Genomic DNA, 15695 nt, shown 5'->3' on the forward strand with positions numbered 1-15695 from the left:
CCTTTCCCCGTAAGATTCACGCCGGCCATTGTTCCGATATGGTCGCTCCCGTCAAGCTCGCTGACTCTGCCAGGACTCCAGATGAATCGTAATGACCTGCGTCGTGTCGACCTGAATCTGTTGATCGTATTCGAAACACTGATGCACGAACGCAGTGTGACCCGCGCCGCCGAGAAGCTGTTCCTCGGCCAGCCGGCCATCAGTGCAGCCCTGTCGCGCCTGCGCAACCTGTTCGACGATCCGCTGTTCGTGCGTACCGGGCGCAGCATGGAGCCCTCGGCCCGGGCAGTGGAAATCTTCGCCCTGCTCTCGCCGGCCCTGGATTCGATCTCCACCGCCGTCAGCCGCGCCGCCGAATTCGACCCGGCCACCAGCACCGCCGTATTCCGTATCGGTCTTTCCGACGACGTGGAATTCGCCCTGCTGCCGATGCTGCTCAAACGCCTGCGCGCCGAAGCCCCGGGCATCGTGCTGGTGGTACGCCGCGCCAACTACCTGCTGATGCCCGCGCTGCTGGCCTCCGGCGAAATATCCATCGGCGTCAGCTACACCGCCGACCTGCCGGCCAACGCCAAGCGCAAGGTCCTGCGCCGCAGCCTGCCCAAACTGCTGCGGGCCGACACCGTGCCCGGCCCCCTGACCCTGGACGACTTCTGCGCCCGCCCCCACGCCCTGGTGTCGTTCGCCGGGGACCTGAGCGGGTTCATCGATGAGGAGCTGGAGAAGCTCGGACGCAAGCGCCACGTCGTGCTCGCCGTACCGCAATTCAACGGCCTGAGCACCCTGCTGGCCGGCACCGACATCCTTGCCACCGTGCCCGACTACACCGCCGACGCCCTCACTGCCGCCGGCGGCGTACGCGCCGAAGATCCGCCACTGCCGGTGCGAAGTTTTGAGCTGCACATGGCCTGGCGTGGCTCACAGGACAACGATCCAGGGGAGCGCTGGTTGCGTTCGCGGATTCAGATGTTCTTCGGCGACCCCGACAGCCTCTGAGCCTTCCCCAACGGCTCACTGATCTACCGAAACGCCCCCAGACTCCGCGGCCCTGTACCACGTAGGACACCCTTGGACAGATGCTCTGCCCTGTCCTGCCCAGCAGGGTCGCGCACCTGCCCTGCCCCTCAAGGAGTCTGCAGACGGCCACCCCCACGCCTTGAGCCCTTTCACCACCCGCCCCGAGAAAACTTTAGTCGTGCCCGGCAGTGACTTTGGTCGTATTGCGTAACGCCAACAGTCTGTTTTAGCGGCCATTTTTTGATCCAGATCAATACTTCGACGGGTTATTCGAAGCGTTCAGCACCTTCATCGACAAGACCTATCAGACCATCGACCCAGCCTATTAGCCGCCTACGCAAGCGGCCCATAAAATCGCCGGCACACAGCAGAATCAGCACAAGACTTGCCGTTCTATTCCACACGCGTTGTGCCCCCCATTAAAAGAGTGGCCCTTGCCACCTTGCCTGATCACCCGTGATTGAAAAATGCCTGCATAAGGAATGCGTCATGACACTTGGCAGAAGACAGTTCTTTAAACTTTGTACAGCCGGTGCCGTGGCCACCACCGCCGTATCCCTGGGCTTCGCGCCCACCACGGCCAATGCCAGCCAGTCGCGCCAGTACAAACTGCTGCGCGCCAGGGAAACCCGCAACAACTGCACCTACTGCTCGGTCGGTTGCGGCATCCTGATGTACAGCCTGGGCGATGGCGCAAAGAACGCCAAGGCGCGGATCTTCCATATCGAAGGCGACCCTGACCACCCGGTGAGCCGCGGCTCGCTGTGCCCCAAAGGCGCCGGCCTGGTCGACTACATCCACAGTGAGCAGCGCTTGCTGTACCCCGAGTACCGCGCCCCGGGCTCGGACCAATGGCAGCGGGTCAGCTGGGATTACGCCATCGAACGCATCGCGCGGTTGATGAAGGACGACCGCGACGCCAACTTCATCGAGAAAAACGCCAAGGGCGTCACGGTCAATCGCTGGCTGTCCACCGGCATGCTCTGCTCGTCGGCCGCCAGCAGCGAGACCGGCTCGCTCGACCAGCGCTTCACCCGCGCCCTGGGCATCCTCGGCACCGACAGCCAGGCCCGGGTCTGCCACGCGCCGACGGTCTCGGCGCTGGCCCCGACCTTCGGCCGTGGCGCCATGACCAACAACTGGGTCGACATCAAGAACGCCAACGTGGTGCTGATCATGGGCGGCAACCCGGCCGAGGCGCATCCGGTGGGGTTCAAGTGGGTGATCGAGGCCAAGATCCGCAATGGCGCCAAGGTCATCGTGGTGGATCCGCGCTTCAACCGCAGCGCCGCGGTGGCGGATATCTACTCGCCGGTGCGCGCCGGTTCCGACGTGACCTTCCTCATGGGCATGGTCAACTACCTGCTCAGCAACGATCGCATCCAGCATGAATACGTGCGCGCCTACACCAACGCCTCGTTGATCGTGCGCAGCGACTACCGCTTCGATGACGGCCTGTTCAGCGGCTACGACGCCAAGGCTCGGCGCTACGACCGCAGCTCCTGGGCCTACGAGCTGGACGAACAAGGTCACGCCCGCCGCGACCTGAGCCTGAGCCACCCGCGCTGCGTGCTCAACCTGCTCAAGCAGCATGTCAGCCGCTACACCCCGGAGCGGGTCAGCCAGATCTGCGGTACGCCCCAGGCCGACTTCCTGGAGATTTGCGAGATCATGGCCAGCACCAGCGTGCCGGACAAGACCGCGACCTTCCTCTATGCCCTGGGCTGGACACACCACACCACCGGCGCCCAGATGATCCGCGGCTCGGGCATGATCCAGCTGCTGCTGGGCAACATCGGCATGGCTGGCGGCGGCGTCAATGCCCTGCGCGGGCACTCCAATATCCAGGGCTACACCGACCTTGGCCTGCTCTCGCAGCGCCTGCCGGGCTACATGAACCTGCCGTCCGACAACCAGGCCAGCCTGGCGACCTACCTCAAGGAAACGACCCCAAACGCCCAACTGCCCGGCCAGGTCAACTACTACCAGAACACCCCCAAGTTCTTTATCAGCCTGATGAAGAGCCTGTACGGCGACAAGGCCACCCGTGACAATCAATGGGGCTTCGACTGGCTGCCCAAGTGGGACGAGAGCTACGACGTACTGAACTTCTCCAACCGCATGTATGAAGGCAAGGTCAACGGCTACATCGCCCAGGGCTTCAACCCGATTGCCGCCTTCCCGGACAAGAACAAGGCCGCCGCGGCGCTGGCCAAGCTCAAGTTCCTGGTGATCATCGACCCGCTGGCCACCGAGACTTCGAGCTTCTGGCAGAACCACGGCGAGTCCAACGATGTCGACCCGGCGCAGATCCAGACCGAAGTGTTCCGCCTGCCCTCGAGCTGCTTTGCCGAGGAAAACGGCTCGATCGTCAACTCCGGGCGCTGGCTGCAGTGGCACTGGGCCGGCGCTGCGCCACCCGGCGAGGCCTGGCACGACGGCAAGATCCTCGGCCACCTGTTCATGAAACTACGCGAGCTGTACCGCAGCGAAGGCGGCGCCTGCCCCGAGCAGGTGCTGAATATGGCCTGGGACTACCGCGACCCCTACGACCCCGCTCCCGAGGAAGTGGCCAAGCAATCCAACGGCTACGCCCTGGCCGACGTGAGTGATGACCAGGGCAACCTGATCCTGCGCAAGGGCCAGTTGCTGGACAACTTCGGCCAACTGCGCGACGACGGCAGCACCGCCTGCTTCAACTGGATATTCGCCGGTTCCTGGACCGAGGCCGGCAACCAGATGGCCCGTCGCGACAACGCCGACAGCGGCCTGGGCTGCACCCCGGGCTGGGCCTGGGCCTGGCCGCAGAACCGGCGGATTCTCTACAACCGCGCATCGGCCGACCCGCAAGGCAACCCCTGGGATGCGCAACGCAAGATCATCGGCTGGGACGGCAGTCGCTGGAGCGGCATCGATGTGCCGGACTTCCCGGTCAACCTGGCGCCGGGCACCCAGGCCAACCCGTTCATCATGCTCCCCGAGGGCCTGGGCCGGCTGTTCTCGGTGGGCGCCATGAACGACGGCCCGTTTCCCGAGCACTACGAGCCCACCGAAAGCCCGCTGGCGCACAACCCGCTGCACCCCAACGTCAGCAAGAGCCCCACGGCGCGGCTGTACGACAGTGACCGAACGCGCATGGGCAGCCGCGAGGAATTCCCCTACGTGGCCACTACCTATTCGATCACTGAACTGTTCCGCCACTGGACCAAGCACTCCCGGCTCAACGCGATTATCCAGCCGGAACAGTTCATCGAGATTGGCGAAGTGCTGGCCCAGGAAAAAGGCATCGTCCAGGGCGACCTGGTGCGCGTCAGCACCAAGCGCGGCTACATCAAGGCCAAGGCGGTGGTGACCAAACGCATCCGCCGCCTGCAGATCGACGGCCAGCCGGTCGATACCATCGGCATTCCTTGCCACTGGGGCTACGAAGGTGCAACCCGCAAGGGCTTCCTGGCCAATACCCTGACCCCGGGCGTCGGCGATTCCAACACCAACACCCCGGAATACAAAGCGTTCCTGGTGAACGTGGAAAAGGCCTGACGGAGCAACTGACATGTCCATGCAATCCCAAGACATCATCCGCCGTTCGGCCACCAACGCCTTCACCCCGGCGCCGCGGGCCCGCGATCACCAGGCCGAAGTGGCCAAGCTGATCGACGTCAGCATCTGCATCGGCTGCAAGGCGTGCCAGGTGGCGTGCAACGAATGGAACGACCTGCGCGACGAAGTCGGCCACAACGTCGGGGTCTACGACAACCCCGCCGACCTCAGCGCCGACACCTGGACCCTGATGCGTTTCGACGAGCACGAGAACGAAGCCGGCAAGCTCGAATGGCTGATCCGCAAGGACGGCTGCATGCACTGTGCCGACCCTGGCTGCCTGAAAGCCTGCCCGCAACCGGGAGCGATCATCCAGTACGCCAACGGCATCGTCGACTTCCAGTCCGAGCACTGCATAGGTTGCGGCTACTGCGTCGCCGGCTGCCCGTTCGACGTGCCGCGCATCAGCAAGAAGGACAACAAGGCTTACAAGTGCACCCTGTGCGTTGACCGGGTCACGGTGGGCCAGGAGCCGGCTTGCGTGAAGACCTGCCCCACCGGGGCGATCAACTTCGGCAGCAAGGCCGACATGCTGGTGCAGGCCGCAGAACGGGTCACCGAACTGCAGGGCCGCGGCTTTGCCGGCGCGGGGATCTACGACCCGCAAGCGGTGGGCGGAACCCATGTGTTCTACGTGCTGCAACACGCCGACCAGCCGCAGCTGTACCACAAGCTCAACCCTGACCCGCGCATCAGCAGCGCGATCGAAGGCTGGAAAGGCTGGCTCAAGCCGGCGGCCGCCGTGGCTTTCTTCGCCACCTTGGCCGGTACGGTATTCCACTACATCGGCGTCGGCCCGAACGAAGTCGAAGAAGACCTCAAGGAGAACCCGTGATGAACAAGAACAAGCTGATCCTGCGTACCCGCTTTATCGAGCGCGCCAGCCACTGGTTCATGGTCATCTGCTTCTTCATGGTGGCGTTGTCGGGGCTGTCGTGGTTCTTCCCGTCGCTGAACTGGCTCAACGGCGTGTTCGGCACACCGCAGCTGGCGCGCATCCTGCACCCGTTTCTGGGAACGGTGGTGTTCCTGCTGCTGATGTTCCTGTTCGTGCGTTTTGTGAAGCACAACCTGCCGGAACGCCAGGACGCGATCTGGTTTCGCAACCTCAAGACGGTGCTCTCGGGGGACCACAGCCAACCGCTGCAGATTGGCAAGTACAACGCCGGGCAGAAGATCCTGTTCTGGGGAATCATGGGCCTGATCAGCCTGTTGCTGCTCAGCGGCGTGGTGATCTGGCGGCCGTGGTTCGCCCAGTACTTCAGCATTCCCCTGATTCGCATCGCCCTGCTCACCCATGCCCTGGCCGGGATCTCGCTGATGCTGCTGATCATCGGTCACGCCTACCTGGCGTTCTGGGTCAAGGGTTCGATCCGCGGCATGGTCACCGGCTACGTAACGCGCAGTTGGGCCCGCTCGCACCATGACCGCTGGTACCAGCAGATTTCCAAGAGTGAGAAGAAATGAGCAGCATCAAGCTAACCCCACTGGAGCCCACCAGTGGCGGCGTGGAAGAAATCAGCGCCTTGTTGCTGCCGGACCTGCGCCAGCACTTCAGCCGGCGCGCAGCGCGCCTGCGCCAACTGGCCGAAGGTCACGAGCAGGCCGACTACCTGCGGTTTGCCGCGCGGGTGGCCGAGGCGCAACAGGCGATATTCGAGCGTTCGCCGGTGGCGGCCGAGGAGTTGCAGGCGCTGGTGGCGCGGATCGGTGATGGCGCGCCGCTGGATGTGCAGCGCCTGCCGCGCTCGGCCTATTGGCAAGCGGCCCTTGAGCAACTGATCGAGCACCTGCGCAGGGACGCCAGCGCCCCGCTGACCAAGGCCCTGGACGCCATCGGCGGCATGCCCGCCGAGCAGCGTGAAGCCTGTGCCGAGCAGTTGCTGCTGGGGCATTACCTTCAGGTAGACAGCGGCCAGGCGCTGTTTTTCTGGGCGGCCCTGAGCCTGTATTTCAGCCAACTGGCCAGCGCCCTGCCGGTGACTGCCCAGGCCCAGGTGGGAGAACAGCGCCAGCATTGCCCGGTGTGCTGCAGCGCGCCGGTGGCCAGCGTGATCCTCAGCGGCAAGCGCGCCGGCCTGCGTTACCTGCACTGCGGATTATGCGAGAGCCGCTGGCACATGGTGCGAGCAAAATGCAGCAACTGCGAAGGCACCGGCCAACTGCACTACTGGTCGCTGGAGCACCAGGACAGCGCGGTCAAGGCCGAGAGCTGTGGAGACTGCCAGAGCTACCTGAAGGTGTTCTATTACCCACACGATCAGACGCTGGAGCCGGTGGCCGACGATCTCGCGTCCTTGGCCCTGGATGCCGGGCTTGAGGCTGAAGGCTTCGCGCGAAGCAGCATCAACCCGTTCCTGTTTCCCGGCCAGGCATGACGTCTGGCGGCCCGAGAAATCCACCGAAGCGGCTAGCTCGAAGGTCTGCGCTGCCCCAGCCCCAGGCTGGACAGCAACTGATATCGGAGGAATCGGTGATCCCAGCACCCAAAAGCCTCGTAGAAATGGGCTTGCCAACGAAAGCACCCGGGCGTCGAAAGGCCCTTTTCGCGGGCCAGTCGACTCCGGTAGCACCGGCCAATATTGCGTCAGCCGCAATAACTAATTGCACGCCAGGGAATTGATAGCAGCCTAACGAAAGGTGCATGCTAGAGGGCTTGCTTGGCGCTTATATCATTCCGAATGATAGTTACCTTCGCTTCATTCGATTCGTGAGATACAACCCTGCCGAGCATCATCCGCCCATCTCAAATACAGTGGCGGATGCACCATGGACCAGTCAGTCAAACTCCTACGTTTTCCACTCGCCGTTCTCGCCGTGCTGGTGATGAGCGCGTGCGGCAAAACCCCTGAGACCGCCTCCGCCCCGCCCGCTGCCAAAGTCAGCGTGGCCAAGGTGCTGGAACAGCCGGTCAACGAATGGGATGAATTCACCGGGCGCCTGGAAGCCCCGGAAACCGTGGAGATCCGACCTCGGGTCTCGGGCCAGATCGATCAGGTGGCCTTCACCGAAGGCGCCCTGGTGAAGAAAGGCGACCTGCTGTTCCAGATCGACCCACGGCCTTTCCAGGCTGAAGTACGCCGCCTCGAAGCCCAGCTGCAACAGGCTCGGGCCACCGCGACCCGCAGTGCCAACGAAGCCCAGCGCGGCCAGCGCCTGCTGACCAGCAACGCGATTTCCGCCGAGCTGGCCGACACCCGCACCAGCGCCGCCCAGGAAGCCCGGGCAGGGGTCGATGCGATCCAGGCCCAGTTGGACGTGGCCAAGCTCAACCTGAGTTTCACCCGGGTGGTGGCGCCCATCAGCGGCCGGGTCAGCCGCGCGCAGATCACCGCCGGCAACCTGGTGACCGCCGATGTCACCCCGCTCACCAGCCTGGTCTCCACCGACAAGGTCTACGCCTACTTCGACGCCGACGAGCGCGTGTACCTCAAGTACACCCAGCTCGCCCGCCAGGGCCAGCGCGGCCAGACCACCCCGGTGTACTTGGGCCTGTCCAATGAAGAAGGCCACCCGCACCTGGGGCAGATGAACTTCGTCGACAACCAGGTCAACCCCAAGACCGGCACCATCCGTGGCCGCGCGGTGTTCGACAACAGCGACGGCAGCTACACCCCGGGCCTCTATGCGCGCCTGAAACTGGTGGGCAGCGGCACCTACTCGGCGATGCTGATCAACGACGAAGCCGTGGGCACCGACCTGGGCAAGAAGTTCGTGCTGGTGATGGACGCCGACAACAAGCCGGCCTACCGCGCCGTGGAACTGGGGCCGAAGATCGAAGGCCTGCGCATCGTGCGCAACGGTCTGAGCAAGGACGACACCATCATCGTCAAGGGCTTGCAGCGGGCACGTCCCGGCGCACCGGTCACGCCTGAAGTGATCCCCATGGCCAGCAAGGAAACCCTCGCCGCCCTGGCCCAACAACGCCAAGCACTGGAAGCCAGCAACCTGCCGCAGGTCACCCCTGCCAAGGCGGCTCCGGCTGTGAAACTCGCCGCTGCGACACCGCGCGGTTAAGGGACGACTCTCAAGATGAATTTTTCCCAGTTCTTCATTTCAAGGCCGATCTTCGCCGCGGTGCTGTCGCTGCTGATCCTGATCGCCGGCGCCATCTCGCTGTTCCAGTTGCCCATCAGCGAATACCCGGAAGTGGTGCCGCCCACCGTGGTGGTGCGCGCCAACTTCCCGGGGGCCAACCCGAAAGTCATCGGTGAAACCGTGGCCGCGCCCCTGGAACAGGCGATCACCGGGGTCGAGAACATGCTCTACATGTCCTCGCAATCCACCGCTGACGGCAAGATCACCCTGACCATCACCTTCGCCCTGGGCACCGACCTGGACAACGCCCAGGTGCAGGTACAGAACCGCGTGACCCGCACCCAGCCCAAGCTGCCCGAAGAAGTGACGCGCATCGGTATTACCGTGGACAAGGCCTCTCCGGACCTGACCATGGTGGTCCACCTGACCTCGCCGGACAAACGCTACGACATGCTCTACCTGTCCAACTACGCCCTGCTCAACATCAAGGATGAGCTGGCGCGCCTGGGCGGCGTGGGGGACGTGCAGCTGTTCGGCATGGGCGACTACTCGTTGCGGGTCTGGCTGGATCCGAACAAGACCGCTTCGCGCAACCTGACCGCCACCGACGTGGTCACCGCCATCCGTGAACAGAACCGCCAGGTCGCCGCCGGTGCCCTGGGCGCGCCGCCTGCGCCCACCGCCACCAGCTTCCAGCTATCGGTCAACACCCAGGGCCGCCTGGTCACCGAGGAAGAGTTCGAGAACATCATCATCCGCTCCGGTGAGGACGGTGAGATCACCCGCCTGAAGGACATCGCCCGCATCGAGCTGGGGTCGAGCCAGTACGCTTTGCGTTCCCTGCTCAACAACCAGCCGGCGGTGGCGATCCCGATCTTCCAGCGCCCGGGCTCCAACGCCATCGAGATCTCCAATGAAGTGCGGGCCAAGATGGCCGAACTCAAGCAGAGCTTCCCGCAGGGCATGGACTTCAGCATCGTCTACGACCCGACCATCTTCGTCCGCGGCTCCATCGAGGCCGTAGTGCACACCCTGTTCGAAGCCCTGATCCTGGTAGTGCTGGTGGTGATCCTGTTCCTGCAGACCTGGCGTGCCTCGATCATCCCGCTGGTGGCCGTACCGGTGTCGCTGATCGGTACCTTCGCGGTCATGCACCTGTTCGGCTTCTCGCTCAACGCCCTGTCGCTGTTCGGCCTGGTGCTGGCCATCGGCATCGTGGTGGACGACGCCATCGTGGTGGTGGAGAACGTCGAACGTAACATCGGCCTGGGCCTGAACCCGGTGGAGGCCACCAAGCGCGCCATGCGTGAAGTGACCGGCCCGATCATCGCCACCGCCTTGGTGCTGTGTGCGGTGTTCGTACCGGCGGCCTTCATCAGTGGCCTGACCGGGCAGTTCTACAAGCAGTTCGCCCTGACCATTGCCATCTCCACGGTGATCTCGGCCTTCAACTCCCTGACCCTGTCGCCGGCCCTGGCCGCGGTACTGCTCAAGGAACACCATGCGCCCAAGGACCGCTTCTCGAAGATCCTCGACAAGCTGCTGGGGGGCTGGCTGTTCAAACCCTTCAACCGCTTCTTCGATCGCGCCAGCCATGGTTATGTCGGCACCGTGCGCCGGGTCATCCGCGGCAGCGGCATCGCCCTGTTCCTCTATGCAGGCCTGATGGTGCTGACCTGGTTCGGCTTCGCCCACACCCCGACCGGTTTCGTCCCGGCCCAGGACAAGCAGTACCTGGTGGCCTTCGCCCAACTGCCGGACGCCGCCAGCCTGGACCGCACCGAAGACGTGATCAAGCGCATGTCCGACATCGCCCTGAAGCAGCCCGGCGTGGAAAGTGCGGTGGCCTTCCCTGGCCTTTCGATCAACGGCTTCACCAACAGCCCGAACAACGGCATCGTCTTCGTCACCTTGAAGCCCTTCGATGAGCGCAAGGACCCGAGCATGTCCGCCGGTGCCATCGCCGGTGCCCTGAACGGCAAGTACGCGGATATCCAGGACGCCTACATGGCGATCTTCCCACCGCCGCCGGTACAGGGCCTGGGAACTATCGGCGGCTTCCGCCTGCAGGTGGAGGACCGCAGCGGCCTGGGCTACGACGAGCTGTACAAGGAAGTGCAGAACGTCATCACCAAGAGCCGCAGCGTGCCGGAACTGGCCGGGCTGTTCACCAGCTACCAGGTCAACGTGCCCCAGGTGGATGCTGCCATCGACCGGGAAAAGGCCAAGACCCACGGCGTGGCGATCTCCGACATCTTCGACACCCTGCAGATCTACCTGGGTTCGCTGTATGCCAACGACTTCAACCGCTTTGGCCGCACCTACCAGGTCAACGTCCAGGCCGAGCAGCAGTTCCGTCTCGAGCCCGAGCAGATCGGCCAGCTGAAAGTGCGCAACAACAAGGGCGAGATGATCCCCCTGGCCACCTTCATCAAGGTCAGCGACACCGCAGGTCCCGACCGCGTGATGCACTACAACGGCTTCGTCACTGCGGAAATCAACGGCGCAGCGGCCCCGGGCTACAGCTCCGGGCAAGCGGAAGCGGCGATCGAGAAACTGCTCAAGGAAGAACTGCCCAACGGCATGACCTACGAATGGACCGAGCTGACCTACCAGCAGATCCTGGCCGGTAACACCGCGCTGTTCGTCTTCCCGCTCTGCGTGCTGCTGGCCTTCCTGGTGCTGGCCGCTCAGTACGAAAGCTGGAGCCTGCCACTGGCGGTGATCCTGATCGTGCCCATGACCCTGCTGTCGGCCATTACCGGGGTGATCGTCTCCGGGGGCGACAACAACATCTTCACCCAGATCGGCCTGATCGTTCTGGTGGGCCTGGCCTGCAAGAACGCGATCCTGATCGTCGAGTTCGCCAAGGACAAGCAAGAGGAAGGCCTCGACCCGCTGGCCGCGGTGCTGGAAGCCTGCCGCCTGCGTCTGCGGCCGATCCTGATGACCTCCTTCGCCTTCATCATGGGCGTGGTGCCCCTGGTGATCTCCAGCGGCGCCGGTGCGGAAATGCGTCATGCCATGGGTGTCGCGGTGTTCTCCGGGATGCTCGGGGTGACCTTCTTCGGCCTGCTGCTGACTCCGGTGTTCTATGTACTGATCCGCAACTACGTGGAGCGCAGCGAGGCGCGCAAAGCCGCCCGTGCTCTGCAACTGGAGGCGCAACAATGAGTTCCAAAGTCTTCCTGCCGAGCCTGCTGGTGCTGGCCCTGAGTGCCTGCGCCGTCGGTCCGGACTACCAGACTCCAACCACCGAGGCGGCGCACATCAGCGCCGCCACCGATGGCGCTGCGGGCCAGAAGAACTTCGACCGCGCACGCTTCGAAGGCATCTGGTGGCAGCAGTTCGATGACCCGACTCTCAACCAGCTGGTGAGCAAATCGTTGCAGGGCAACCGTGAACTGCGGGTGGCCTTCGCCCGCCTGCGGGCCGCCCGGGCGATTCGCGATGACGCCAGCAATGACGCCATGCCCACCATCACCAGCCGCGCCAGCAGCGACCTGGCCAAGGGGCAGATCCCCGGCCAGACCACCAAGCGAGTGAACAGCGAGCGCTACGACCTGGGCCTGGACATGGCCTGGGAGCTGGACCTGTTCGGCCGCATCCAGCGCAACCTGGAAGCCACCGACGCCGACCAGCAGGCCGCCGAGGCCGACCTCTACCAACTGCAGGTGACCATGATCGCCGAGCTGGTGGACGCCTACGGCCAGTTGCGCGGCGCACAGCTGCGGGAAAAGATCGCCCTGGCCAACCTGGACAACCAGCAGGCCTCGCGCAAGATCACCGAAAGCCTGCGCGACGCCGGGGTCGGCGACCAGCTCGATGTGGTCCGCGCCGACGCCCGCCTGGCTTCGGTGGAAGCCAGCGTGCCGCAGTTGCAGGCCGAGCAGACCCGCCAGCGCAACCGCATCGCCACCCTGCTGGGTGAACGCCCGGACAAGCTCAGCGTCGACCTGTCGCCGGCGCAGCTGCCGGCCATTGCCAAGGCCCTGCCGATTGGCGACCCGGGCGAGCTGCTGCAACGCCGGCCGGACATTCTCAGCGCCGAACGCAAGCTGGCAGCGGCCACCGCGCGCATCGGCGTGGCCAAGGCCGACCTGTTCCCACGGGTCAGCCTCAGCGGCTTCCTCGGTTTCACTGCCGGGCGCGGTTCGCAGATCGGCTCCTCGGCGGCCAATGCCTGGGCCCTGGGCCCGAGCATCACCTGGGCGGCCTTCGACCTGGGCAGTGTGCGAGCCCGCCTGCGCGGCGCCGACGCCAATGCCGACGGCGCCCTGGCCAGCTACGAGCAGCAGGTGCTGCTGGCCCTGGAGGAATCGGAAAACGCCTTCAGCGACTACGGCAAGCGCCAGCAACGGCTGATCTCCCTGATTCGCCAGAGCGAATCCAGCCGCGCCGCCGCGGACCTGGCCGAGATCCGCTACCGCGAAGGCACCGTGGACTTCCTGGTGCTGCTCGATGCCCAGCGTGAACGCCTGGCCGCCGAAGACTCCCAGGCCCAGGCCGAAGTCGACCTGTACCGCGGCATCGTCGCCATCTACAAGGCCCTGGGTGGTGGCTGGCAACCGGAGACGGTAGCCAGCAAGTAAGGATTTGCAACGAGCTCCTTTGGTTGGCCGCAACCAACCAATGTTTGGCCCCGTGGATCATTCGGTCGCGGGGCTTTTTTTTGCCCGGCTCAAGGGCCTCTTCGCCGGCAAGCCGGCTCCTACAAGAGCCCGCGCAACGCATGGCCCCAAACGCATGGCCCCGAATACATGGCCCCGGTAGGCGCTGGCTTGCCAGCGAAGGCGCCCGCCAGAACACCGCCCACCCCAATCCCATTGATAGAGGCCGTCGATCATGCGGTTGGCCATTGCGATTGGACAGCCTCACGGCGCGCTCCTACTCTTCACTCGCCGCGTAATCGCCCTGGCCTCCGCCCCCATGATTGTCCGCCCCAAGCCGAACCTGATCGGCATCCTCTTCGCCCTCAAGGGCTCGATTGCCAAGCGCATTGCCCTGCGCTGCGTACTGGTCACACTGCTGGCCTCGGTGATCGTGCTGGTGGAAACCCTGCAACCGAGCTATTTCTCCAAGGTCAACGCCACGCCCTTCACCCTGCTGGGGCTGTCGCTGTCGATCTTCATGAGCTTTCGCAACAACGCCTGCTACGACCGCTGGTGGGAAGGCCGCAAGCAATTGGGGCAGTTGATCATCGAGGTGCGTTCGCTGATCCGTGAAAGCCTGATCATCGACGGCCACCCCGAGCGCGAGGGCATGCTGCGCGACCTGTGCGGCTTTGCCCACAGCCTGATCGCCCGCCTGCGCCATGAAGACGAGGCCGCCGCCCTGCGCCCCTGGGCCCAGGCCAGCCTCGACCCCGACCACCCGAACCTCACCGACGCGCAGTTGCAACGCATCGGCCAGCGCTGCTCGCAGTGGGCCCAGCAGGGGCTCATCAGCGAATGGCGCTACACCCAACTGGAAACCCGGCTGGTCAGCCTGAGCCTGGTGCAGGCCGCCTGCGAGCGGATCCAGAACACCCCGCTGCCCTTCCCCTACACCCTGCTGCTGCACCGCACCATCTACCTGTTCTGCATCCTCCTGCCGTTCGCCATGGCCGAGCCCCTGGGCTGGCTGACGCCGATCTTCACCGCCATTGTCAGCTACACCTTCCTGGGCCTGGACGAGATCGGCGACGACCTCGAAGACCCTTTCGGCTATGACGACAACGACCTGCCGTGCAGCGCTCTATTGCGCGGCCTGGAGCGCGAAGTCCTGGCGGCACTGGGGCAAACCGAGCTGCCGCCGCTGCTGGAGCCGCAGGAGTACGTGCTGACCTGAACCGGGGTTTGACTCAAGCCGGTTCCTGACCGAAGCTTGCGCCTTCCAAAAGTCGCCAGCTTCCGGATTCCTGCATGTCCCAGCCCCGCCGCTACCTGCTGATCAGCCTGCTTACCGTCGTCGTCCTGGCCCTGGCCTGGAGCTTTCTGCGCAGCAGCCCGCCGCAGGTTCCCGAGGCCATCAAGCATGGCTACAGCGCGGCACTGGAAAAAGCCCGCAATGGCCAGCCTGGCGCGGCGCGCGTGCTCTACCAGCAGTTGGGCCGGCCCGACCTCGACGACCAGCAGCGCATCCGCTTGCTGGCAGTGCTGGCCAACTACCCCAGCCCCCAGGCATTGAAACTGGCGGACGCCGACCTCTATCACCCTTCTGCCGAGGTGCGCAAAGCGGCGATCAAGAGCGTGCTCGGCCTGGTGCCCAGCGGCCAGCGCAGCCTGCTGCTGGGGCCATTGCTGGACGATCACGAACAGAGCGTGCGCTTCGCCGCGGTGGACGCCCTGCTGGGCCTGAGCCCCGACGACCAGGGCCTGTACTTCGGCCCGTTGCAGCAGGTGATCGACGAATACACCCAAGTGCTCAAGACCCGCGGCGACAACGTCGAGGCCCAGTACCAGCTGGCTCGCCTGTACCTGCACAATGCCGACCTGATCAAGGCCCAGCAGACCCTGGAACAGGCCCTGCGCCTGGCCCCGGACAACCTGCAGGCAGTGGTGCTGCAGATCGAAGTGCTGGACAAGCAGGGCCAGAGCGATGCCGCCCGCCAATTGCTGGCCAAGCAGTTGCAGGCACAGCAGGATTCGGCCTACCTGCAACATGCCCTGGGGCTCTGGCTGCTGCACCATGGCCAGGGCGAGTTCGCCCTGCTCGGCTTGTCCCGAGCGGTGGAACTGGAGCCTAACAACGCCGCCTACCGCTACGACCTGGCCACCACCCTGCACAGCGAACAGGAGCTGGAAGCGGCGCAGAAGCAACTGGAGGAAATCGTCCAGCGCCAGCCCTACAACCGCAAGGCGCGGGTGCTGCTGATCAGCTACTGGAAGGAAAGCGGCCAGTTGCAGAACGTCCAGGTCCTGCTGGCCCAGCTGGAACAGCAGAACCCCGACGACCCGGCCCTGCAGCAGGGCCTGTAGCCGCCCCCGGGCCTTGCCTCGCGATCCCCAGCCGAACCTTTGGCACCCTTGCCCCCCCTGCGCCTGCTGTGCTCAGCAGCG

At 64.7% G+C, this 15695-nt stretch carries 10 protein-coding genes; all 10 read left to right on the forward strand.

The genetic code is table 11. From position 1 onward, the window contains the following. Positions 1-81 precede the first annotated feature (81 nt). The 10 genes from KI242_RS16925 to KI242_RS16970 all read left to right on the forward strand — a co-directional run bounded on the left by KI242_RS16925 (position 82) and on the right by KI242_RS16970 (position 15614). On the forward strand, positions 82-996 hold the full coding sequence (locus KI242_RS16925) for a LysR family transcriptional regulator (RefSeq protein WP_011061517.1): 915 nt from the start codon (positions 82-84) through the stop codon (positions 994-996). 510 nt (positions 997-1506) lie between these two features. Then, on the forward strand, positions 1507-4557 hold the full coding sequence (gene fdnG, locus KI242_RS16930; protein WP_212805368.1) for a formate dehydrogenase-N subunit alpha: 3051 nt from the start codon (positions 1507-1509) through the stop codon (positions 4555-4557). 19 nt (positions 4558-4576) lie between these two features. Continuing rightward, positions 4577-5452 (forward strand): formate dehydrogenase subunit beta, encoded by an 876-nt coding sequence (gene fdxH, locus KI242_RS16935; RefSeq protein ID WP_269472982.1) that lies wholly within the window; start codon positions 4577-4579, stop codon positions 5450-5452. Beyond that, complete coding sequence (locus KI242_RS16940) at positions 5452-6084, forward strand: formate dehydrogenase subunit gamma (protein WP_212805369.1); 633 nt, start codon at positions 5452-5454, stop codon at positions 6082-6084. The genes fdxH and KI242_RS16940 overlap by 1 nt, the downstream gene beginning before the upstream one ends. Beyond that, the gene (fdhE, locus tag KI242_RS16945) at positions 6081-6995 is read left to right on the forward strand and encodes a formate dehydrogenase accessory protein FdhE (RefSeq protein ID WP_041118418.1); all 915 of its coding nucleotides are present in this window, start codon (positions 6081-6083) and stop codon (positions 6993-6995) included. The genes KI242_RS16940 and fdhE overlap by 4 nt, the downstream gene beginning before the upstream one ends. A gap of 391 nt (positions 6996-7386) precedes the next feature. Continuing rightward, entirely contained in the window at positions 7387-8634 is a 1248-nt protein-coding gene (gene mexE / locus KI242_RS16950; RefSeq protein ID WP_169891511.1) for a multidrug efflux RND transporter periplasmic adaptor subunit MexE, read from the forward strand. A gap of 15 nt (positions 8635-8649) precedes the next feature. Continuing rightward, positions 8650-11829: an efflux RND transporter permease subunit gene (locus tag KI242_RS16955; RefSeq protein WP_011061524.1), complete on the forward strand. Its 3180-nt coding sequence runs from the start codon at positions 8650-8652 to the stop codon at positions 11827-11829. Beyond that, positions 11826-13247 carry a TolC family protein gene (locus KI242_RS16960; RefSeq protein ID WP_041118422.1) on the forward strand — a complete coding sequence of 474 codons (1422 nt, stop codon included), beginning with the start codon at positions 11826-11828 and terminating at the stop codon, positions 13245-13247. The genes KI242_RS16955 and KI242_RS16960 overlap by 4 nt, the downstream gene beginning before the upstream one ends. Before the next feature lie 337 nt (positions 13248-13584). Continuing rightward, positions 13585-14484, forward strand: coding sequence for a bestrophin family protein (locus KI242_RS16965; RefSeq protein WP_212805370.1), 900 nt, complete (start codon positions 13585-13587; stop codon positions 14482-14484). Positions 14485-14558: 74 nt separating this feature from the next. Further along, a complete protein-coding gene (locus tag KI242_RS16970; protein ID WP_011061527.1) occupies positions 14559-15614 on the forward strand; it encodes a tetratricopeptide repeat protein in 1056 nt (351 codons plus the stop codon). Positions 15615-15695 lie beyond the last annotated feature (81 nt).

The sequence above is a fragment of the Pseudomonas sp. Eqa60 genome, from assembly GCF_018326405.1.
In the GTDB taxonomy this organism is placed as follows: domain Bacteria; phylum Pseudomonadota; class Gammaproteobacteria; order Pseudomonadales; family Pseudomonadaceae; genus Aquipseudomonas; species Aquipseudomonas protegens.

Coding starts and splice junctions, on each gene's coding strand:
- KI242_RS16925 (WP_011061517.1), top strand. CDS start 82: ATGAATCGTAATGACCTGCGTCGTGTCGACCTGAATCTGTTGATCGTA.
- fdnG (WP_212805368.1), top strand. CDS start 1,507: ATGACACTTGGCAGAAGACAGTTCTTTAAACTTTGTACAGCCGGTGCC.
- fdxH (WP_269472982.1), top strand. CDS start 4,577: ATGCAATCCCAAGACATCATCCGCCGTTCGGCCACCAACGCCTTCACC.
- KI242_RS16940 (WP_212805369.1), top strand. CDS start 5,452: ATGAACAAGAACAAGCTGATCCTGCGTACCCGCTTTATCGAGCGCGCC.
- fdhE (WP_041118418.1), top strand. CDS start 6,081: ATGAGCAGCATCAAGCTAACCCCACTGGAGCCCACCAGTGGCGGCGTG.
- mexE (WP_169891511.1), top strand. CDS start 7,387: ATGGACCAGTCAGTCAAACTCCTACGTTTTCCACTCGCCGTTCTCGCC.
- KI242_RS16955 (WP_011061524.1), top strand. CDS start 8,650: ATGAATTTTTCCCAGTTCTTCATTTCAAGGCCGATCTTCGCCGCGGTG.
- KI242_RS16960 (WP_041118422.1), top strand. CDS start 11,826: ATGAGTTCCAAAGTCTTCCTGCCGAGCCTGCTGGTGCTGGCCCTGAGT.
- KI242_RS16965 (WP_212805370.1), top strand. CDS start 13,585: ATGATTGTCCGCCCCAAGCCGAACCTGATCGGCATCCTCTTCGCCCTC.
- KI242_RS16970 (WP_011061527.1), top strand. CDS start 14,559: ATGTCCCAGCCCCGCCGCTACCTGCTGATCAGCCTGCTTACCGTCGTC.